Source organism: Bradyrhizobium sp. AZCC 1721, assembly GCF_036924715.1.
Taxonomy (GTDB): domain Bacteria; phylum Pseudomonadota; class Alphaproteobacteria; order Rhizobiales; family Xanthobacteraceae; genus Bradyrhizobium.
In genome coordinates, this window is sequence record NZ_JAZHSB010000001.1 from 6,631,637 (window position 1) to 6,651,697 (window position 20,061).

At 62.4% G+C, this 20,061-nt stretch carries 20 protein-coding genes; 11 read left to right on the forward strand and 9 right to left on the reverse strand.

Going from position 1 to position 20,061, the window contains the following annotated elements; genetic code table 11:
• Positions 1-28: 28 nt before the first annotated feature.
• Complete coding sequence (locus V1273_RS31680; protein ID WP_334365290.1) at positions 29-382, forward strand: nuclear transport factor 2 family protein; 354 nt, start codon at positions 29-31, stop codon at positions 380-382.
• Positions 383-540: 158 nt separating this feature from the next.
• On the opposite strand, the gene V1273_RS31685 is transcribed toward V1273_RS31680, so the two are convergent.
• A complete protein-coding gene (locus tag V1273_RS31685) occupies positions 541-1,629 on the reverse strand; it encodes a Zn-dependent alcohol dehydrogenase (RefSeq protein ID WP_334365291.1) in 1,089 nt (362 codons plus the stop codon).
• Positions 1,630-1,678: 49 nt separating this feature from the next.
• Positions 1,679-3,448 carry an acyl-CoA dehydrogenase family protein gene (locus tag V1273_RS31690; protein ID WP_442894124.1) on the reverse strand — a complete coding sequence of 590 codons (1,770 nt, stop codon included), beginning with the start codon at positions 3,446-3,448 and terminating at the stop codon, positions 1,679-1,681.
• Between the two features lie 170 nt (positions 3,449-3,618).
• Here V1273_RS31690 and V1273_RS31695 point away from each other — a divergent pair, with 170 nt between their 5' ends.
• Positions 3,619-4,320: an SDR family NAD(P)-dependent oxidoreductase gene (locus V1273_RS31695; protein ID WP_334411886.1), complete on the forward strand. Its 702-nt coding sequence runs from the start codon at positions 3,619-3,621 to the stop codon at positions 4,318-4,320.
• 110 nt (positions 4,321-4,430) lie between these two features.
• Positions 4,431-5,261, forward strand: coding sequence for an enoyl-CoA hydratase (locus V1273_RS31700; protein WP_334411887.1), 831 nt, complete (start codon positions 4,431-4,433; stop codon positions 5,259-5,261).
• A 64-nt stretch (positions 5,262-5,325) separates the two neighbouring features.
• Here V1273_RS31700 and V1273_RS31705 read toward each other — a convergent pair whose 3' ends face one another.
• Both V1273_RS31705 and V1273_RS31710 read right to left on the reverse strand, forming a co-directional pair.
• Positions 5,326-5,958, reverse strand: coding sequence for a GNAT family N-acetyltransferase (locus tag V1273_RS31705; protein ID WP_334411888.1), 633 nt, complete (start codon positions 5,956-5,958; stop codon positions 5,326-5,328).
• A 72-nt stretch (positions 5,959-6,030) separates the two neighbouring features.
• Positions 6,031-6,234 carry a DUF1127 domain-containing protein gene (locus V1273_RS31710; protein ID WP_028351757.1) on the reverse strand — a complete coding sequence of 68 codons (204 nt, stop codon included), beginning with the start codon at positions 6,232-6,234 and terminating at the stop codon, positions 6,031-6,033.
• 116 nt (positions 6,235-6,350) lie between these two features.
• Here V1273_RS31710 and V1273_RS31715 point away from each other — a divergent pair, with 116 nt between their 5' ends.
• From V1273_RS31715 to tcuB, 4 genes are all read left to right on the forward strand, one after another.
• Positions 6,351-7,250 (forward strand): transcriptional regulator GcvA, encoded by a 900-nt coding sequence (locus V1273_RS31715; protein WP_057841145.1) that lies wholly within the window; start codon positions 6,351-6,353, stop codon positions 7,248-7,250.
• A gap of 194 nt (positions 7,251-7,444) precedes the next feature.
• Positions 7,445-8,836: an FAD-dependent tricarballylate dehydrogenase TcuA gene (gene tcuA / locus V1273_RS31720; RefSeq protein WP_334384114.1), complete on the forward strand. Its 1,392-nt coding sequence runs from the start codon at positions 7,445-7,447 to the stop codon at positions 8,834-8,836.
• Positions 8,837-8,906: 70 nt separating this feature from the next.
• Positions 8,907-9,935, forward strand: coding sequence for an esterase (locus V1273_RS31725; RefSeq protein ID WP_334411889.1), 1,029 nt, complete (start codon positions 8,907-8,909; stop codon positions 9,933-9,935).
• Positions 9,936-9,969: 34 nt separating this feature from the next.
• Positions 9,970-11,076 carry a tricarballylate utilization 4Fe-4S protein TcuB gene (gene tcuB, locus V1273_RS31730; RefSeq protein WP_334411890.1) on the forward strand — a complete coding sequence of 369 codons (1,107 nt, stop codon included), beginning with the start codon at positions 9,970-9,972 and terminating at the stop codon, positions 11,074-11,076.
• A 63-nt stretch (positions 11,077-11,139) separates the two neighbouring features.
• On the opposite strand, the gene V1273_RS31735 is transcribed toward tcuB, so the two are convergent.
• Positions 11,140-11,730 (reverse strand): DedA family protein, encoded by a 591-nt coding sequence (locus V1273_RS31735; protein WP_334365297.1) that lies wholly within the window; start codon positions 11,728-11,730, stop codon positions 11,140-11,142.
• Between the two features lie 340 nt (positions 11,731-12,070).
• Positions 12,071-13,096 (reverse strand): AraC family transcriptional regulator, encoded by a 1,026-nt coding sequence (locus tag V1273_RS31740; RefSeq protein ID WP_334365298.1) that lies wholly within the window; start codon positions 13,094-13,096, stop codon positions 12,071-12,073.
• A gap of 325 nt (positions 13,097-13,421) precedes the next feature.
• Here V1273_RS31740 and V1273_RS31745 point away from each other — a divergent pair, with 325 nt between their 5' ends.
• On the forward strand, positions 13,422-14,303 hold the full coding sequence (locus V1273_RS31745; protein WP_334365299.1) for an MBL fold metallo-hydrolase: 882 nt from the start codon (positions 13,422-13,424) through the stop codon (positions 14,301-14,303).
• Between the two features lie 51 nt (positions 14,304-14,354).
• A complete protein-coding gene (locus V1273_RS31750) occupies positions 14,355-15,023 on the forward strand; it encodes a DUF1326 domain-containing protein (protein WP_334411891.1) in 669 nt (222 codons plus the stop codon).
• Positions 15,024-15,212: 189 nt separating this feature from the next.
• Here V1273_RS31750 and V1273_RS31755 read toward each other — a convergent pair whose 3' ends face one another.
• The 3 genes from V1273_RS31755 to V1273_RS31765 are packed head-to-tail and all read right to left on the reverse strand — an operon-like array spanning position 15,213 to position 17,811.
• Positions 15,213-15,626 carry a Rieske (2Fe-2S) protein gene (locus V1273_RS31755; protein ID WP_057860734.1) on the reverse strand — a complete coding sequence of 138 codons (414 nt, stop codon included), beginning with the start codon at positions 15,624-15,626 and terminating at the stop codon, positions 15,213-15,215.
• Entirely contained in the window at positions 15,626-16,735 is a 1,110-nt protein-coding gene (locus V1273_RS31760) for an amidohydrolase family protein (RefSeq protein ID WP_334380012.1), read from the reverse strand. Before V1273_RS31760 ends, V1273_RS31755 begins: the two co-directional genes overlap by 1 nt.
• The gene (locus V1273_RS31765; RefSeq protein ID WP_334411892.1) at positions 16,732-17,811 is read right to left on the reverse strand and encodes an amidohydrolase family protein; all 1,080 of its coding nucleotides are present in this window, start codon (positions 17,809-17,811) and stop codon (positions 16,732-16,734) included. The genes V1273_RS31760 and V1273_RS31765 overlap by 4 nt, the downstream gene beginning before the upstream one ends.
• 133 nt (positions 17,812-17,944) lie before the next feature.
• On the opposite strand from V1273_RS31765, the gene V1273_RS31770 reads away from it, so the two are divergent.
• The gene (locus V1273_RS31770; protein ID WP_334411893.1) at positions 17,945-18,427 is read left to right on the forward strand and encodes a CinA family protein; all 483 of its coding nucleotides are present in this window, start codon (positions 17,945-17,947) and stop codon (positions 18,425-18,427) included.
• An 82-nt stretch (positions 18,428-18,509) separates the two neighbouring features.
• A complete protein-coding gene (locus V1273_RS31775; protein ID WP_334411894.1) occupies positions 18,510-19,937 on the forward strand; it encodes an IS1182 family transposase in 1,428 nt (475 codons plus the stop codon).
• Positions 19,938-20,061: the final 124 nt, after the last annotated feature.

Consider the following 20,061-nt stretch of genomic DNA (forward strand, 5'->3'; position numbering starts at 1 on the left):
GCAGTGACGAACAAGAACCGGAGGAATCATGAACAACGACCTCGCCGAGCTGACAGAGCTCAACCGCGATTATGTCGCTTCCGTGCAAAACTCCGACGTCAAGCGCTTCGATGAAATCCTTGCCGCCGACTTCTATTGCTCAAATCCCGACAAGACGCTGGTCGACCGCGCGACGTTTCTGAAGCAGACGGCTGTGCCGGTCACGATCAAGAATCTGACCGCGCACGACGTCAAAATCCGTGTGCTCGGCGACTTCGCCATTATCCACGCCGCGACGAGCTATACGACCGCGGACGGCCAGCAGGCTCACGGGCGCTATACCGATTGCTGGGCGAAGCAGAATGGCAAGTGGCTTGCGGTGTCGGCGCACGTGTCGCGGTGAGCAAACATCCAACCCCGCGTCGTCCCTGCGAAAGCAGGGACCCATGACCACTGACGCCGGTTGGGAGAGAAGCCGTCTCACCTTGTACCCATTCCGTGGGCCGCGGCGTATGGGTCCCGGCGTTCGCCGGGACGACGGATGCAATTGCGAACTACGCCTCACGCATCAAACACGATCACGCTGCGTAGCGTCTTGCCGGCTTTCATGTTGGCAAAACCCTCGTTGATTTCGGAGAGCTTCAGCTTGGCCGAGATCCAGTCCTCCAGATGCAGCTTGCCGCGCATGTAGAATTCGACCAGGCGAGGCATGTCGACGCGGAAATGGTTGGAGCCCATCGACGAGCCCTGAATGCGGCGCTCGCGTAGGAAGTCGAAGCCGTGCAGCTCGATCTTCTGGCCGAACGGGATCATGCCGACGATGGTCGCGGTGCCGCCGGCCGCCAGCATCGCGAAGGACTGTTCGGCGGTCTCCTTGCGGCCCAGCACCTCGAAGGAGTGATGCACGCCGCCGCCCGTCAGCTCGCGCACCTGCTGCACCACGTCGCCCCTGGAAGGATCGACGATGTCGGTGGCGCCGAGTTTTGTGGCCAACTGCAGCTTGGCCGGATTGGTGTCGATCGCGATGATGCGGCCAGCGCCAGCGATCGCGGCGCCATTGATCGCGGCCATGCCGACGCCGCCGCAGCCGATCACGGCCACCGTTTCGCCGGCCTGCACTTTTGCGGTGTTCACGACCGCGCCGTAGCCGGTGATGACGCCGCAGCCGATCAAGGCGGCCAGTTCCAGCGGCATGTCCTTGCGGATTTTGACGATGGCGTTCTCGTGCACCAGCATCTGCTCGGCGAACGACGAGAGATTGAGGAACTGATGAAGCTTCTCTTCGCGCGCCCAGGACAGCCGGTTTGACTGACCGGGCAGCATCTTCACGGTCGTGTCGGTGCAGAGCACGGTGCGGCCGGTGGTGCAGTTATCGCAGGTGCCGCAGAACACCGAAAGACACGTCACGACGTGATCGCCGGGCTTTACATAGGTCACATCGGAGCCGACCTTTTCGACCACGCCCGCCGATTCATGCCCAAGCACGGCAGGCAGCGGGTGCGGATACAGTCCCTCCATGAAGTGCAGGTCGGAATGACAGAGGCCGGCGACGCGCGTGCGGATCAGGACCTCGCGCGGACCGGGATTCGGGACGCTGACCTCCTCTATCACGAGCGGCTGGTTGACTTCATGCAGAACGGCGGCCTTCATCGGTGCTTCCCCTTCAATTCTGTTTTTTTGAACCGGTACTGGCTGCAGCCTACGCTGCGACAAGCAATTCGCCAACCTCGGCCATGCCGACGCTGCGTTCGCCGAGCAAATGGCCTGATATCACGCGCTGGGTGGCATTTTCCGCAAGCCGAAACGGATCGCTCGGCGTGACGCGATGGTCGACCACCATCCGCGATAGCAACAGCCGCCTGGCGTCGCCGCGCATCTCGTGGATACGGCCGCCCTCCCAGGCCAGCGCAACGGCGCTGGCGACATGGTAGAGCAGGCTGGTGGCGCGCCGCGCATCGCCTTCATTGTCGGGCCGGCTGGCTACCTCGCGGGCAAAGCCGACCGCGCTGTCGGTCAGTTCACGTAAGCGATTGCGCCAGGCCTGCGGCACGTTGGTGCTGTCGTCGAGGCGGGCGTGCAGATCGGTCGCGAGCGCGGCGTCGGCGCCGTGGCGGCCGACCGCGCGGGTCAGCGCGTCGATTGCGACGATGTTGCCGGTGCCTTCCCAGATCGAGCCGAGATGCGCGTCGCGCAGCAGCCGCGCGGTGGCAAACTCCTCAATGTAGCCGATGCCGCCGCGCATCTCCAACGCATCGCCGCAGACTTTTCGCGCGTCGCGCGTGGCGCGGAATTTCAGCGTCGGCGTCAGGATACGCAACAAAGCCGCCGCATCCTGGCTGCCGGCTTCCGCGCGATCGAGCGCGTCAGCCGTGAGAAAACTCATCGACAGCGCCTGCTCGGTCGGCAGCATGATCTTCATCAACTGCCGCCGCGCCAGCGGCAGGTCGATGATGCGCTGCCCGAACACCACACGGTTCTTCGCCACCGTCATCGCGTCATGGTGCGCGCGCCGCATCAGCGCGGTGGACTTGACGCCATTGGACAACCGTGAGGAGTTGACCATCTCGGCCATCTGCACGAAGCCGCGGTCGAGCTTGCCGACGGCGTAGGCAATCGCGCCCTCAAACTTGATCTCGCCCGACGCCATCGAACGGGTGCCGAGCTTGTCCTTCAGGCGAACGATCCGGTACTGATTCTGCGAGCCGTCATCGAGATACCGTGGCATCAGGAACAGGCCGACGCCGCGCGTGCCGGGACCTGCGCCCTCAGGCCGCGCCAGCAGCATCACAATCTTGGCGTCGGCATTGGAGCAGAACCATTTCTCGCCGTAGAGACGCCAGTGATCGCCTTCCTGCACGGCCCGCGTCGTCAGCGTGCCGACGTCGGAGCCGCCTTCCTTCTCGGTCATGAACTGGCCGCCCTGAGTCAACTTGCTCATGTCGGTCTGGGTCAGGCCGTCGAGATATTTTGCCTTCAACGCGTCGCTGCCGAAACTGTTAAGCAGTTTCGCGCAACCATCCGTGACGTTGATCGGACAGCCCATGCCGAATTCGGTCTGATTGAACAGGAACGTGAAGGCATGCTTGGCGACGACGGGGTATTTATCCGGCCACCCCATGATGCCCTTGCGGATCGACATCGCGTGAATGCCGAACTCGCCGAACGCGGCTTTTTCCAGCTCGCGATAGGCCGGGTGATATTCGATATGTTGGATATCGCGGCCGAACTTGTCGCGCTGGTGCAGCACCGGTGTATGGCGGTCGGCAAGCCGCGCGCATTCGTCGAGATAGCCGCCGGCCAATTCGCCGAGTCGGTCGAGATGCGGCTCGATATGGCGAAACAGCGCGTCCGGCAGATGCAGGCGAAGCAGATCCGTCAACGCCGGATCGGCGCGGTAGAAATTCATCCCCGTCGTATCAGGTGCGAGCAATCCCGGCTGATTGGCTGACGCGGCTGCACGGTCTTGCATGAGTGGATGCATTTTTAGCCCTTGTTCGTTCCGCCCGATGTTGGTCAACTATCGATAACGCGGGCGGACGTGCCGTCAACAACCATAATTGGAGGGCCGCCATGGCGGACGATTGCCAGGCGGAATCGGGTTCCTAGATTACCTAATCCCCACCATCGAGGACTGCGCCCATGGAATTGCCAAGATACAAGATTGCCCTGATTGTTGGTGTCGGCGAGGGATTGAGCGCATCGCTGGCGCGACTGTTCGCGCGCGAAGGCATCAAGGTTGCGCTTGCCGCACGCAAGATCGAGAAGCTTGGCGCGCTCTGCACCGAAACCGGCGCCCGCGCCTTTGCCTGCAACGCGACGGAAGCCGATGAAGTCGAAAGGCTGTTCGGCATGGTCGAACGCGAGATCGGCACGCCCGATCTCGTTGTCTACAACGCCAGCGGCCGCGCGCGCGGCGCCTTCACCGACCTGGTTCCGGCCGAAGTTGCGAATGCGATCGCGGTCTCCGCCTTCGGCGGCTTTCTGGTGGCCCAGCAGGCGGCGACACGCATGCTGCCGAACAAGCACGGCGCGATCCTGTTCACCGGCGCCTCCGCCAGCGTGAAAGGCTATCCGCAGTCGGCGCCGTTCGCGATGGGCAAGTTTGCACTGCGCGGGCTGGCCCAGAGCATGGCGCGCGAATTGTCACCGCAAGGCATCCATGTCGCGCATTTCGTCATCGACGGCGGCATCCGTAGCGCTGCGCGTACGGAGGCTGCCGATCGGCCGGATTCGATGCTCGATCCCGACGCGATTGCGCTGAGCTACTGGAACGTGCTGCAGCAACCGCGCAGCGCCTGGACGTGGGAAGTGGAGCTGCGGCCGTGGGTCGAGAAGTTTTGAGGCAGCCACCGCCGTCATTGCGAGCGCAGCGAAGCAATCCACCGCGCCGCATAAAGGAAGATGGATTGCTTCGTCGCTTCGCTCCTCGCAATGACAGGAATGGGGAAACCATGACAACCGAAACCAGAATCGACACCGGCACCGACGAGCTGCTCTGCGTGATCCGCGACCGCGTCGCCATCATCACGCTGAACCGCCCCGAAGCGCGCAATGCGTTCTCGGATACGCTGACGCCGGCGCTTCGCAGCATGATCAAGAGCTGCGGCGAAAACCCCGAGGTCGGAGCGCTCCTGCTCACCGGCGCGGGCACCGCGTTCTGCGCCGGCGGCAATGTGAAGGGCATGGGCGCGCATCGCCACAAGAAAAAGCTCGAAATGGCGTATGACGAGAAGGTCGCCGACCTGCAGGAGCGGCAGCGCCTGCTTACCGGCGCGCTTGCCTCGGTGCGCAAGCCGACGATTGCGGCGCTGCCCGGCCCCGCGGTCGGCGCTGGCCTCGCGCTCGCGCTGGCCTGCGATATCAGACTAGCGGCGCAATCCGCCTTCGTCTCCACCGGCTATGTCCGCGTCGCGCTCTCCGGCGATTACGGCATCGCCTGGCTGTTGACGCGGCTGGTCGGCACCTCGCGGGCGCGCGAACTGATGTTTACCGGCGACAAGATCGATGCCGCCAGATGCGAGGCGATCGGCCTCGTCAACCGCGTGGTGCCCGACGATAAGCTGCAGACTGAGGCCTTCGCGCTTGCCAGATCCATGGCCGAAGGCCCGACGCTCGCGCTGCGCTACATCAAGGACAATCTCGACGAAGCGCTCCAATTCGATTTCGCCACCGCGCGCGACCACGAGGCCGAGCGCCTCGTCCGCCTGACCACCACCGCCGATCACAAGGAGGCGGTGCAAGCCTTCATCGACAAGCGCAAGCCGGTGTTCAGGGGAAGCTAAAGTTCCTTTCCGCGGGTAGCGGAAAATGGCCCGGTTCTGGAGCGGCCAGAACCGGGCTCAGTGGTCAAACCGCAAGCGAGGACATTGCGCGGGGAGAGACGGCGGCAAGCCGCCAACTGGCGCATGGGATTTCCTGCGGTTCGATACGAACGTGACTTTGGATATCTTTCTGGAAGCGCGTCAGCTTCCAGTCGCCGGGCGTATTGGTAAAGCCGTAGCCGGACTTGCGGGCGAGCGCGATCATGGCATCGTTGGAACGCAGCGTGTCGCCGAAGATGCGCTCGGCGCCGAACGCGGCCGCGCGGCATTCGAGGTTCTTCAACAGCGCCTTGCCGATGCCGTGCCTCTGCCAGTGATCGTCGATCGACAGGCCGAGTTCGATTGCAGCAGTCTGGCTGTCGAAGGCATAGCGCGCTTCGCCGACAATGGTCTCGCGGCCGTCGACCGGCGTGGTCGCGACCACACTGAACCGATCCGCCTCGCCGACATGGATGAAGCGATCGAGTTCGGACGGCGGCAGTTCGCTGGCGGCGCCGAGGAAGCGGTTGTAACGGGAGCGCGCCGAGAGCGCGCGGAAATAGTTCTGCAGCGCCTCGGCGTCGCGCGGCTCGACGAAGCGCACGGTCACGGCCTGGCCATGCCGCGAGCGCAGCACGTCCGAATACTGCCTGAGATCGTCGAAACGCATCGTGGTCATGGCGCGCTCCCGCCGGTCCTCAATGAAAATGGCCGGCGTCCCCCAGACGAGGCGGCGCCGGCCGGCTGCTACTCAAGCCCGCCAGAACGGTTTTTCTGCCTCGTAGGCGACGTCGCTCCAGGAGACGCCGATGTCGTGCAGCTCGCGCTCGGACCACTTGGCCAGCTCGCGGCGGGACTGGTAGCGCTGCCGCCAGACATGGAGGGTCTCGGCCAATTGGCTCAAAATCCCTGGTCCATGATGATTTATCATCGATTCATGCGTGTAAGTGGACATTTTCGGCTCCTGTAGTAATCTGTTGGCGCTAATATCTGCGCTCCTGGGGCCGTTCACAAACGACACTTTGTACCGCTTCGGATGATATAAACTCATGCATTAGGGAGAATCCGGCAATGACCGGCAGACTGCCGTCGCTGAATGGTCTGCGCGCCTTCGAGGCAGCCGCCCGGCATCTGAGCTTCACGCAGGCCGCCTCCGAGCTGAACGTCACGCAGACCGCGATCAGTCACCAGATCAAGCGGCTGGAGGAAGAGCTGGGGGTTCGCCTCTTTGTCCGTCAGAACCGCTCGCTGACGCTGACGGCGGAAGCGCAGGATTACCTTCCCGGCATTCGCGCCGCCTTCAACGATCTCCGGCTCGCGACCGATCGACTGCTGCGCAAAGATGACGACCATGTGCTGACGGTGTCGACGCTGGCCTCGCTGGCCGCCAAATGGCTGCTGCCGCGCCTCACGGCCTTTCAGGAAGCGCAACCGGGGATCGACGTTCGCATCACGACCTCGATCAACCTCGTCGACTTCCAGCGCGACAAGGTCGATGCCGCGATCCGCTACGGCCGCGGCCAATGGCCTGGCGTTCGCGCCGACTGGCTGATGGCGGACGAACTCTTTCCGGTGTGCAGTCCGGCGCTGCTCAAGGGGAACAAGCCACTGAAATGCCCCGAAGACCTCCGCGATCACGTGCTGCTGCATACCAGCAACGCGAATAGCGACGACTGGCGGCTGTGGCTGACGGCGGCCGGGCTGCCGGCCGATTTTTCGAAACAGCCGGGCGTGACTTTCGACATGATCTTCATGACGGTGCAGGCCGCGATCGACGGCCTCGGCGTTGCGATGGGCCGCACCGCCTATGTGCAGGAGGACATCGCCAAGGGACGCTTGGTCGTTCCCTTCAAGATGGCTTTCCCGGTCGATGCCGGTTTCTATCTGGTCTCGCCGGCGGGTAGAGCCGATCCGCCAAAGCTCGCGGCCTTCCGGCAATGGCTGCTCGCCTCCGTTCAGAACCGCGCCTGAGCGTGCAGATATTCCGCATGGCCAGGTGCATGCGACATCGTCGCATGCGGCCATGCTGACGACTGATGCAGGCGCACGAGAGGCGTGACGCGGCCGCTGCATCAGGCTAGAAAATCGCGGGCGGATGGATTTGCCTGGCCGAGCGCCGGTTTGATTTTTGAGGCCAACAACGACAACAAGAGCGCATGGCCGATTTGACAGTCAAGTTCGATGTGCTGGTGATCGGCGGCGGCAACGCCGCTCTCTGCGCCGCCATCAGCGCCCGGCGCGCAGGTGCTTCCGTGCTGGTGCTGGAAGGCGCTCCGAAGTTCTATCGCGGCGGCAACACCCGCCACACCCGCAACATGCGCTGCGCGCACGATGCCGCGACCGACATTCTCACCGGGCCTTACACGGAAGAGGAGTTCTGGGACGATCTGTTGCGGTTGACCGGCGGTCAGACCGACGAGGAACTGGCGAAATTCATGATCAGGGAGTCCAAGGACATTCTGAACTGGATCGTCGAACAGGGCGTGCGCTGGCAACCCTCGCTCGGCGGCACGCTGAGCCTCGGCCGCACCAACTCGTTCTTCCTCGGCGGCGGACGCGCGATGCTGAACGCGCTCTATCTCACCGCGGAAAAACTCGGCGTCGAAATCGTCTACGATGCCGAGGTAATCGACCTCGATATCGAGCACGGCATGTTCCTGTCGGCGAAGCTGAAGCAGCCGATCGACGGCACGAGCGAAATCCGCGCTTCCACGCTGGTCGCCGCCGCCGGCGGCTTTGAAGCCAATATCGAATGGCTAAAGGAATATTGGGGCGAGGCGGCGGATAATTTCCTGATCCGCGGCACGCCCTATAACCGCGGCTCGATCCTGAAAATGCTGCTCGACAAGGGCGTGCAGGACATCGGCGATCCCACCCAATGCCACGCGGTTGCGATCGACGCTCGCGCACCGAAATTCGACGGCGGCATCATTACCCGCCACGACTCGGTCGTGTTCGGCATCGTCGTCAACAAGCACGCCGAGCGCTTCTACGACGAGGGCGAGGATATCTGGCCGAAGCGTTACGCGATCTGGGGGCGGCTTGTGGCCGCGCAACCGGACCAGATCGCCTACATTGTGTTCGATGCATCCGTTCGCAACAGTTTTATGCCGACGCTGTTTCCGCCGCTCGAGGGCGGGAGTATTGCCGAGTTGGCCACCAAGCTCGAGCTCGATCCGGCGGCGCTGGAGAAGACCATCGCCGAATTCAACGCCGCGGTTAAGCCCGGCACATTCGATCACACCATCCTCGACGATTGCCGCACTGAAGGCATCACGCCGCCGAAGACGCATTGGGCGCGCCGGATCGAGACGCCGCCTTACCTCGCCTATCCGGTGCGGCCCGGCATCACCTTCACCTATCTCGGCACCCGCGTGAACAGGCAGGCGCGCATGGTGATGAAGGACGGCACGCCTTCGGCCAACATGTTCGCGGCCGGCGAGATCATGGCCGGCAACGTACTCGGCAAGGGCTATGCGGCCGGTATCGGGATGACCATCGGCAGCGTGTTCGGTCGGGTCGCGGGACGGGAAGCGGCGAAGAATGCGCGGAATTAGACACGCGCTCGGTTCACCTCGCCCCGCCCTTTGCGGGTAGAGGGAGAGAACAACGAAGGGAGGACTTGTGATGCGGCTTGTGATCACTACTGCTGCAGTCGTTCTGATGAACGCGACGCTGGCCCACGCCGCCGAGCCGATCGCGCTACGCGACATGGGTTCGTTCCATGTCGGCGGCCGGCTGGTCGAAATTTCAGGCAAGCCGGTAAAGGAAGTCACCTTCACCCCCGGCGGTGTGCCGGCAAAAGTCGATCCCAACGGCACCTATCAGGTCGAGCAGATGTATGTGCAGTATTTTCTGCCCGCGAACGAAAAGGGCGCCTATCCGCTTCTGATGTGGCATGGCGGCGGGCTCACCGGCGTCACCTACGAGACGACGCCCGACGGGCGCGAGGGCTGGCTGAACTATTTTCTGCGCAAGGGCTGGGCCGTCTACAATTCCGACGCGGTCGAGCGCGGCCGCGCCGGCTGGGCGCAATACCCAGATATCTTCAAGAGTGAGCCGGTATTCCTCTCGACGGCCAATCCGTTCGAGCGGTTTCGGATCGGCGACGGCGTCGGCTCCTACAATCCCGATCCGGCCAAGCGGAAGCTGATGCCGGGCAGCCAGTTTCCGAACGAAGGCTACGAGAATTTCGTCAAGCAGAACGTGCCGCGCTGGACCACCACCGACGATGCCATCATCGCCGCCTATATCGCCGAGATCGACCGCGTTGGCCCTTCCGTCATCCTGTTCCACAGCCAGGCCGGCAGTTTCGGCTTCAAGGTGGCGCAGGCGCGGCCCGACAAGGTCAAGGCGCTGATTGCGATCGAGCCGGCCGGCGTCGGCGATCCCGCCAAGATCGACGTGCTGAAGAACATTCCGACGCTGATCGTCTATGGCGACTACATCGAGAAGGATTCGCGCTGGCCGAAGATTCGCGCCAACGGCCTTGCGTTTGCGGACGCGATCAAGGCGGCGGGCGGCAGCGTCGATGTCGTCGATCTGCCGCAAGCAGGCATCAAGGGCAATTCGCACATGGTGATGATGGACAAGAACAACGCCGAGGTCGCCGCCCTGATCCAGAAGTGGCTGGAGGGCAAGGGGTTGACGAAATAACCGGGTTGGCCGCGAGGGCAGGAAGCAGCACGTCATGCACGGAACGAAGATTCTGGAGGAAGCCGACCGCCTGATGACGGTCTGCAATTCCTGCCGCTATTGCGAGGGGCTCTGCGCAGTGTTTCCGGCGATGGAAATGCGCCGTGCTTTCTCCGACGGCGATCTCAATTATCTCGCCAATCTCTGCCACGGCTGCGGCGCCTGCTACACCGATTGCCAGTTCTCGCCGCCGCACGAATTCAACGTCAATGTGCCGAGGACGCTTGCGGTGGCGCGCGCGGAATCTTATGCGGCCTATGCATGGCCACGCGCTTTCGCGGGCACGTTCGCACGCAACGGACTTGTCATCAGCCTCGTTGCCGCGCTCAGCGTTGCTGCATTCATTTTCGGCTTCGCCGCTTTACACGATCGCCAGGTGCTGTTTGGCACGCATACCGGGCCGGGCGCGTTCTACAAATTGATGCCGCACAATGCGATGGCAGCCCTGTTCGGCGCGGCGTTCCTTTACGCTATCGCAGCGCTGGCGATGGGCGTGCGCGCCTTCTGGCGCGACATCGGCGAGCCCATCGGCATGAAGACCGATGCACGCGCGCTGATGCAGGCCATCCGCGACGCCGGCGAACTGCGCTATCTCGACGGCGGCGGCGTCGGCTGCTTCAACGAGGACGACCGTCCGACCGACCGCCGCCGGCTCTATCATCACCTCACCTTCTACGGTTTTGCGCTGTGCTTTGCCTCGACCTGCGTCGCAACGCTCTATCACTATCTGCTGGCGCGCGAGGCGCCGTATCCGTGGTGGGATCTGCCCGTGGTGCTCGGCACGCTCGGCGGCATCGGGCTGTTGATCGGGCCGATCGGTTTACTCGCTGAACGATGGAAGCGCGATTCCATCCTGGTCGATGAAGCGCGTTACGGCATGGATGTCGCGTTCATCGCGATGCTGCTCCTGACGAGTCTCACGGGCATGGCGCTGCTGATCTTGCGCGAGACGGCAGCGATGGGACCGCTGCTGGCGCTGCATCTCGGCGTGGTGTTTTCGCTATTCGTCACCATGCCCTATGGCAAGTTCGTGCACGGCATTTATCGTTTCGCCGCGCTGGTGCGCTATGCGATGGAGCGGCGGGAGATGGAGCATGTCTGACATCGTCATTGCGAGCCAACGGCTCAGCGGCTTCTTGTGGGCCTTCAGCGCTAGCGTCTAGCGTCAGTACCGTTCCACGATCTGATCGAGCTTCCTGCTGAGCAACCAGGACAGGCCGAGGAATGCGACCAACATCACGATACCCAGGCCCGAAGAGGCATTGTTGATCGACTTCTCCGAGAACTGACCGAAGGCATAGCCGGCCGAGACAACGGCGCCGGACCAAAGACCAGCCGCAACGAAGTTGAGCGCAAGGAAAGTCGACCAGGGCAACCGCGATATCCCGTAGGCAAACCCCGCAAGCCCGCGGATGCCGTGCGGGAAACGATGAAACAGGATCATCCAGACATAGTGACGGTCCGTCAGGCGGACGACGGTCTGCACGGGTCGTTCGAACCGCGGAAAACGATCGAGCAGGCGGGCGCCATAACGCCGCCCGATCCAGAAGCGAATGACGTCGCCGGTGAAACTGCCGAACCAGCACATCACGATGAGCGGGCCAAGACCCAGCGCACCCGAGTGCGCCGCGTAGCCCGCAAATAGCGCTAGCAGCAGGCTATGCGAGGCCGCATAGGCAAACATGAGACTGTAGGCCACATCGCCGTGTTGGCGTATGATGTCGAGGAACGAGGTGAGGTCCGTCGGAAACAGCAATGTAAGCCCGCCCAAACTGGTTCATATGAATATTCCCCCGATTAGCGGGTTCGGGTTGAACGCTAGCACTTCGAAGGACAAGGAAGCCAGTGGGCATACCCACAGCCGCCAGCTTGCACGCCGAGCGTGTTTGCAAGTGAGGCGGGCCGTACAACGGGTTAGGACGCGCACCCATTAATCGAGCTTGATCGGTGCGGCTTGATCGATGTCCACCATGCCCCGATCGCGACCAAATTCCAGAGCACAGCAAAATGACCCGATGTGCCAGAAGGAGACCTCAGCACGAAACTACTCGGCTGCCTTGGTGGATCGACTGAACTCAGCAAAACGCATTGCTGGCCTAGAGCTTCCCAAACTTCAGTTGCTTCCGAAGCTGCTGCGTCTGACCTCTCAGCGTCTCCGAAGGACTTTCTCCAAAGTGCGTGCGGTACGTGACTGAGAACCGGCCCATGTGGGTGAACCCCGTGCTCATGGCAATGTCGGTGACATTCGCTTCCGGATCGGCTCGCAGCAAGGCTTGGCGAACTTGCCTCAAGCGGGCGTTCCGTAGGTAGCGCATCGGCGAGACGCCCTTGAAATCCCTGAAGTGCATATAGAGTGTTCGGCCCGCAACGCCGGTCGCCGTAACGAGGTCGGCCACTGTGACTGCCTGGTCGAGGTGGGCTTCGATATAGTCGACCGCACGCTTCACGTCACGCGGCGCAACCGGCCTCTCGAGACGTCGCAGCGCGTTGCTGTAATTGTGGGGGTGCGACAGCAGCAGCGCGGTAATAATGAACTGCTCGAATTGGCTCATCGTCGTCGGGCTCCAGAGCACCGATCCCGCCTGTTCCAGGTCCGCGACGGCCATCAGCACGTAGCGTGCCAGGCTGCGGCCGTACCCCGCGGCGAGGTCGATGGTGGGCGCAAAGTCGAGGGGGGCGGTTGGTGGCTCGCCGAGTAGGGCGGCAAGCTGACCGGTAAGGCTGGATTTGGTCAAAGACAGTTGGATGCGGCTGCTATCGGCCTCCGATACCAGCCGACAACTCTCGCGCATCGGCGAGATGATCGTGGCGAGGTTCGGATTGCAAACGATGTTGTCATGGCCAATGGTAGCTTCAAGTTGCCCGCGAAGCGGCAGGTGGATCCAGGTGTCCGTGCGGGCGGGGCTCGGAGACAGGACGACCGATGCGCCGCCGTACTGCACGTAACCCACGTAGAAGCCCGGCATGTAAACGCCGTTGAGGCGCGCATCGAGCTGGCGGGCCTGCCGCGCTGCGATGTCGAAGCGGTAGCCTTTCGCGCGCAGAAATGCACCGGTTTCTTCCACATTGCGGCTGTGGAAGATGGGGAGCTGCTCCAGAAGCGGCGCTGTGCCAAGCTGCATGCTCGCCTCCGTGTTGATCGAACATACCACGCATACCGGGGCATGGGCACCGGGGCCGGCAATGTTCCGATCATTCTTGCAGTTTTTGGATAATGATCGTTGGTTCCCGGAGGCGATTTACGCGCCTTGCGGATAGGCCCTCGCGGCAATCGGATATCTAGCACCCAAATGCGCCAGTTAAGCTTCGCGCCCAATGGGGCGGTGCCTATCGACAGAGTGGCCCATCAAGGAGGGAAGCGTCGTGACTGCAGGGCATGTTCACAGAATAGCTCGGCGCCAATTTCTGGGTGAATCGGCTGCAGCGGCTCTGGCCGCAGCCGCGTGCGTGTCTTCGCTGCGACCGACAAGGGCAGCCGTCCATACGGTACCGGTCCACAAATCAGGCAGCCTCGAGACTCTGGTCGTAAGCGACGGCCATTTCTTCCTTCCAGCGGGCTTCCTGGTGACGCCGGACTCTCCGCCCGCCGAGCGCGAAGCCGCCCTGAACGCAGCCGGACAAACCGGCGAACAGCTCCAGCTCGTGAACACTGTCGCGGTGATCCGTAGCCAGTCCGATGTGGTCCTGGTCGACACGGGCACCGGCCCGCGCCACCAGCCCACGGCGGGAAAGCTTGCGGAGAATCTCAAAGCTGCCGGCATCCCACCTGCGGCCGTGACCAAGATCGTTCTGACCCACGGCCATCCCGACCACCTCTGGGGCATCCTCGACGCGAATGACAACCCGATCTATCCGAATGCGAGCTATCTCGTTTCGGCCGCCGAATGGAACCTTTGGGCCAGCCCGGATGTGATGCGAAGGTTGCCGCCAGTGTTGGCAACCAGCGATCGCATCATCAATGGCGCCAAGAACCATTTCTCGCACGTCAAGGACAAGATAAGGACGGTACGGGATGGCGAGGAGATCGTCAGTGGCGTCCAGGTCATCGATACGCCAGGGCATACGCAGGGCCACATCTCGGTCGAAATCGCCGGTGGGGATGGTCTCGTCGTCGTTGCGGACGCGCTTACGCACGCTGTGATCTCGTTCCAGCATCCGTCGTGGCCGGTGCCAGCCGACCATGAGCCCGATCGCGGCATCTCGACCCGCCTACGCCTGCTTGATCGACTCGTCATCGATAAGCGCCGGCTGATCGGCGCGCACCTGCCATTTCCTGGCACGGGCTTCGTCGAGCGCAAGGACGGCGCCTATCGCTTCGTTCCGACCTGAAGTTCGCGCAAAGTCACGTTGAGCGTCATCGCTTTCGGAAGGCGCAGTGAGATGACTGATCAATGGCTGTTCAAGAGCGAGACTTATGACAACTGCAACTGCGCTATGAATTGCGGTTGCCAGTTCAACTTGCCGAGTACCCACGGCTATTGTCAGTCGGCCTTCGTCGGCACCATCGTCGAGGGCCACTTCAACGATACGCCGCTCTCAGGCTTGAACTGGGCGGCGCTGTACAAGTGGCCTGGCGAAATCAAGGACGGAAACGGCCGGCGCCAGATCGTTATCGACGAGCGTGCGGATGAAGCTCAACGGATCGCGCTTGAAACGATCGTCTCAGGCGAGGCATGCGAACCATTGAGCAATCTTTTCGCCGTATTCGCGTCCACATGCTCGGAATTTTGCGAGACGTTGTTCCTGCCGATTGATCTCGATGCGGACTTGGAACTCAGAACCGCAAGGGTAGAGATACCCGGCGTCATGCGGAGCATCGGCAGGCCGAAGATCGACGAGTTTACTGGTCAACCATTCCACATTGCGCTTGCGCGTCCTAGTGGCAGTTTCGAGTTTACCTACGCAGAAGTCGGGCTAGGTACCACGTCGGTCACAGGTGACATGGAAATGGCGTTCGACGATTCATGGGCGCACTTTTGTGTTCACCACTTCAATCAGGATGGCTTGGTCAGGGAGAGATCAAGGCTCACGAAATGGCTTGGCACATGACCGCGCGCTCCCGTGAATGACGCCAGCGTTACCGTTCTGGAAGCGTGACTCCGGAGACGCTTTGAACGCTCACTCGCTGGAGACTCTGTATTGGGTCAAAAGTGGAAGTGGCGGCATTTCCAGAACATGTCGGGTTGGAAAACTCAGGACAGCTTTGCTTGATCGAGAAATGGTTTCCAGCAGAGCGCCTCACAAATCCACCACCACGTAATCGCTCTCCACCGAGACCGCGATGGTCTCTGCCACATACGGTCCCTTCACCACGGCTGATCCCGGCTCGACATTGACCGGATAGGCGCGGGCGCGGAAGCGTTTCGGGTCGCAATAGGACTGCCCGGTGCGGATGTCGAACTCCCAGCCGTGCCAGGGACAGCGGATGATTTCGCCGAGTTTTGTGTATTCGATTTCGCCGGGGTCGGAGGATTGCGCGAGGCCAATCAACGGGCCCTCGCACAGGGCCGCGCCCTGGTGCGGGCAGCGGTTCAGCAGGCCGAAGAACTCGCCCTTGATGTTGAAAATCGCGATCGGCCGGCCGTCGATGTCGAGGAATTTTCGTGTCCCCGGCGGCAATTCGTCCACCGGCGCAATGACGTGCCGAACCATCAAGAAATTCCGTACAGCTTCTTGGCGTTGCCGAGATAGAACGCTTCGCGGTTGGTATCGCTGACGCCGGCCGGCAGGACGCGCGACGGCTCATCAAAGTCCCAATGCGGGTAGTCGGTGGCGAACAGCAGCTTGTCCCAACCGATCCATTCGATGGTCTGGAACAGGTGATCGCGGCGCTCCGGATCTTCCATCGGCTGCGTCGTCCACCAGATGTGGTCGCGGATATATTCCGACGGTTTTCGCTTGAGATGCGGCACCTCGCTGTGCAGCCTCTCAAATGTCTTGTCGAGCCGCCAGCTAAGTGACGGCGCCCAGCCGAAGCCGGCCTCGATCATGACCATCTTCAGTTTCGGGTACCGCTCGAACACGCCTTCGAGCACGAGGCTCGCCAGCGCGGTCTGCTGGCACTGCGAGTGGCCGACCATCTCCTCGATGTAGAAGCTCGGCCAGCCGGACGGCGTGAGCGGATTGCCGCCGAAGCCGAAGGCGTGGACGCCGACCGGCAGCCCGATCTCGTGCGCGGCCTCGTAGATCGGCCAATAGCGGCGCTGGCCGAGCGGTTCGACATTGCGCGAGAGCAGCAGCACCTGAACGAAATTCGGATCGCCCGCGCGCTTGCGGATTTCGACGGCCGAGGCAGGACCGTCCTCATTGGGAACGACGATCGAGGCCTTCAGACGCTTGTCCTTGCTGGTCCATTTCTCGATCTGCCAGTCGTTGATCGCGGAGCAGATCGCGCCGGCCAGATCCTGGTTGCGCAGGCCCTGCCCGCTGGCGAGCGGATTGAGCACCCCGAGTGCTACATTGTAGGGATCGAGAAGCTGTTTCTGCATGAAGGACAGCGAGGAGCCCTGTGGCCCGCCTTCCGGCGGCCAGGCATCGCGGCGCGAGGCGTTGGGCTGCGCCTTCGGATAGGGTGGGCCTTCCATCATGCCGTGATAGGCCTGCTTGCCGTAGGCCTCGAGGTGTTCGTGCCAGCGTTTTGCGAGGAAGGGATAGAGTTCGGTCGCGGTCGCGCGCGCCGGATGGATATCGCAATCGGCGATCGCGGTTTTGAGGCTGACCGGTGATGCGGGCTCCGGACGGTCGCGGAACTGCACATTCATGGCGTCGTCTCCTTCGCGAATTCCAACCGGCCGTAGGTCGCGAGTGGATTATCTATCATAATCTTGCGCACCAGATCGGGCGACAATCCCGGCGGCAGCGCCTCGTCGCCGTCGAACTGCCAGTGCGGATAGTCGGTCGAGAATAGGAGCAATTCGTCCGACTGCATATGGTCAAACAGGCGGTTCAGGGTTGCGGGATCCGGCGGCGCATCTACCGGCTGCAGCGAGAAGCGGATGTTGCTGCGCACAAATTCCAGCGGCGCGCGATCGACCCACGGCGTTTCCATCCGGATGCCGCGCCAGAACTTGTGCAGCCGCCAGAGATAGGCCGGCAACCAGGTGAAGCCTGATTCCAGCATCACCATTTTCAGCTTCGGATGGCGGGCGAACACGCCCTCCACGATCAGGCTGGTGAGCTGGGTCTGGAACGCGGTCGCTTGGGCTACATAGTCCTCGATGTGATAGGAGCCCCAACCGATCGAGGTCGGCGGGTTGTGATAGGCGCTGCCGGCATGGATGCCGACGGCCAAGCCCAGCCGTTCGGCGGCGGCGTAGATCGGCCAGTAGGCGCGTTTTCCGAGCGGCATGTCGCCCATGACCAGCATCAGCACCTGGACGAAGCGCTTATCCTCAGCGCAGCGTTCGATCTCCGCGACCGACTTCTCGACGCTTTGCGTCGGGATCACGATCGAGCCGCGCAGCCGATCGTCCTTGTCGAGCCATTCTTTGGCCAGCCAGTCGTTCAGCGCGCGGCAGAACGCGTCCTGCATGTCCTCGGAGAACACCATCTGCACGCCATAGAGCGGATTGCAGATGCCGAAACGAACGGCGAACCGGTCGAGCGCCTGCTTCTGCATGTCGGCCAGATCGGCGCCCGGCTTGCCCTGCGCCGGCCTCCAGTCCGGCCGCGACGAGATCGGCGAATGGGTGGGATAGGATTGCGAGACCAGATCGGTCATGCCGCGGGTCGTCACCTGGTCGCGCCAGTAGTCGTTCATGTAGGGCAACAGGCTGGTCAGATGCGGAACGGCGGGATGCAGGTCGCAGTCCACGCCACCCGCGATCGGCGACGTCATGGTGTTTCCTCGTATGGCCGCGTCGACGCAGTTGTTTGAGGCATTCAATCAGGGCGGCTCGCGTGCCGCAACTCGGCAAACGTGAACCTCCTGTGCTAGGTGAACATGACTGGCGGGATTTCTGGGAGGTGAGATGAAAGAACTCATAACGATCGCCGAAAAGATCGCGACCCAACTGATCGCGCGGAAACAGACGATTTCGGTGGCGGAATCCTCTACCGGCGGGCTGATCTCGGCGGCGCTATTGTCGGTGCCGGGCGCATCGGCCTATTTCCTGGGCGGCGCCGTGGTCTATACCCGCGACGCGCGTCGGCTGCTGATGGATATCCCGGACGAGGCGATGACGGGCATCCGCTCGGCGTCCGAACCATACGCGAAATTGCTCGCCGCCCAAGTCCGCCAGCGCTTTGCGACCGACTGGGGATTGTCGGAAACTGGCGCGACGGGACCAACCGGCAACCGCTACGGAGATGCCGCGGGCCATAGCTGCATGGCGGTAGCGGGTCCGCAAAACGAAGTGTTCACGCTGGAAACTGGGAGCGCCGACCGACAGGCGAACATGCAGCAATTTGCGAGCACGGCGTTGAATTTGCTGTTGGAGAATTTGTCCAGGTGAGACGTCGTCCCTGCGAACCAGGCCGTGCAAAAACCACGCTCTGGTGCTGGATATTGGGGGCAGAGATTGATTCGGGAGCAGGATGGCACATGTGGAGGGCCAGTCGCGGTATCAGGCGACGCTGTATCCGGAGACGTTGGACGAGGTGATCGCGGCAGACAGCGCGGTGCGGGTCATCGACGGCTTTGTGGACAGCTTGGACCTTGCCGGGCTGGGTTTTTCGAAGGTTGAGGCGGAGGCGACGGGGCGGCCGCCTTACGATCCGCGGGATCTGTTGAAGCTTTATATCTACGGGTATGTGAACCAGATGCGTTCGAGCCGACGGCTCGAACGTGAGGCGCGGCGCAATGTGGAAGTATTTTGGCTGATCAACCGGGTGAGCCCGGCGTTCAAGACCATCGCGGATTTTCGCAAGGATCATCCGGAGGCGATTGCCGGGGTATGCCAGGCCTTTATAAAGTTCTGCCGCGAGCAATCGGCATTTGGAGGCGAAGTCCTGGCGATCGATGGGAGCAAGATTGCTGCGGTTGCAAGCCGCAAGCAGGTGATCACGCAGAAGAAGCTTGCAGAGCGGGATGCGGCGATCGAGCGCAAGATCGCCGAGTATCTGGCGGCGATGGATGAGGCCGATGCCGAGGAGACGCCGGTTGAACCGGCAAAGACCGACGTGGCCGCGGCCCTTGCGGCGTTGAAGGCCCAGCGCGCGGAACTGCAGCAGCAGGCGGAACAGCTGGTTCGGGAAGGGCTCAAGCAGAAGGTTTTGACCGAGCCCGAGGCCAGGCTGATGCGCACGCCGCGCGGCCATCAGGTAGCTTACAATGCACAGATCGCAGTCGATGCCCAGCATGACCTGATCGTCGCTTTCGATCTGACCAACGAGGGCAACGATCTGCAGCAACTCCATCCGATGGCCCGGCAGGGCAAGGCGGCCGTCGGAAGCGATCAGGTGATCGCCGTGGCCGACACCGGCTACTCCAACGGCGCACACGGCAGGCAATGTGAACAGGACGGCATCAAGGCGATCGTACCGCATGCCGAGCGGGTCAACCCGAAGGGAAAGCAATACTTCAGCCGCGATCAGTTCAGCTACGACCGAGAGAGCGACAGCTGGAGCTGCCCGGCAGGTGAGGTCCTCAAGCTCTTCAAGACCTCCCAGACGAAGCAGAAGAAGGAATATAGCACGCGAGCCTGTCCCAGCTGTCCGCTGAAGTCGCAATGCACCAAATCGCCGCGGCGGATCATCGTGCGCAGTTTCCATGAGGACGATCGCGAGGCCATGCACCAGCGGGCTCAGGCCGATCCGAGCTGGATGAAGCTCCGTCGGGAAGTCGCTGAGCACCCCTTCGGGACCATCAAATGGCTGATGGGTATCCCGCGCTTCCTCGTACGAGGATTGCTGAAAGCCAAAGCCGAACTTGCGCTCAGCATCACCGGCTATAACCTCAAGAGGTTGATCGCCATCAAGGGCACACCCGCGCTGCTCAAAGCGCTCAAGCCCTGTGCAGCCTGAGGGCACTTCCTCGTCCACCCGCTTTCCGCGCCTCGCCGACCTTCTTGCACGGCCTGGAACGCAGGCACCCATACGCCGCGGCGGCTTTTTGAGACACGCTGTTCGACGGCTTCGGCTCAACAAC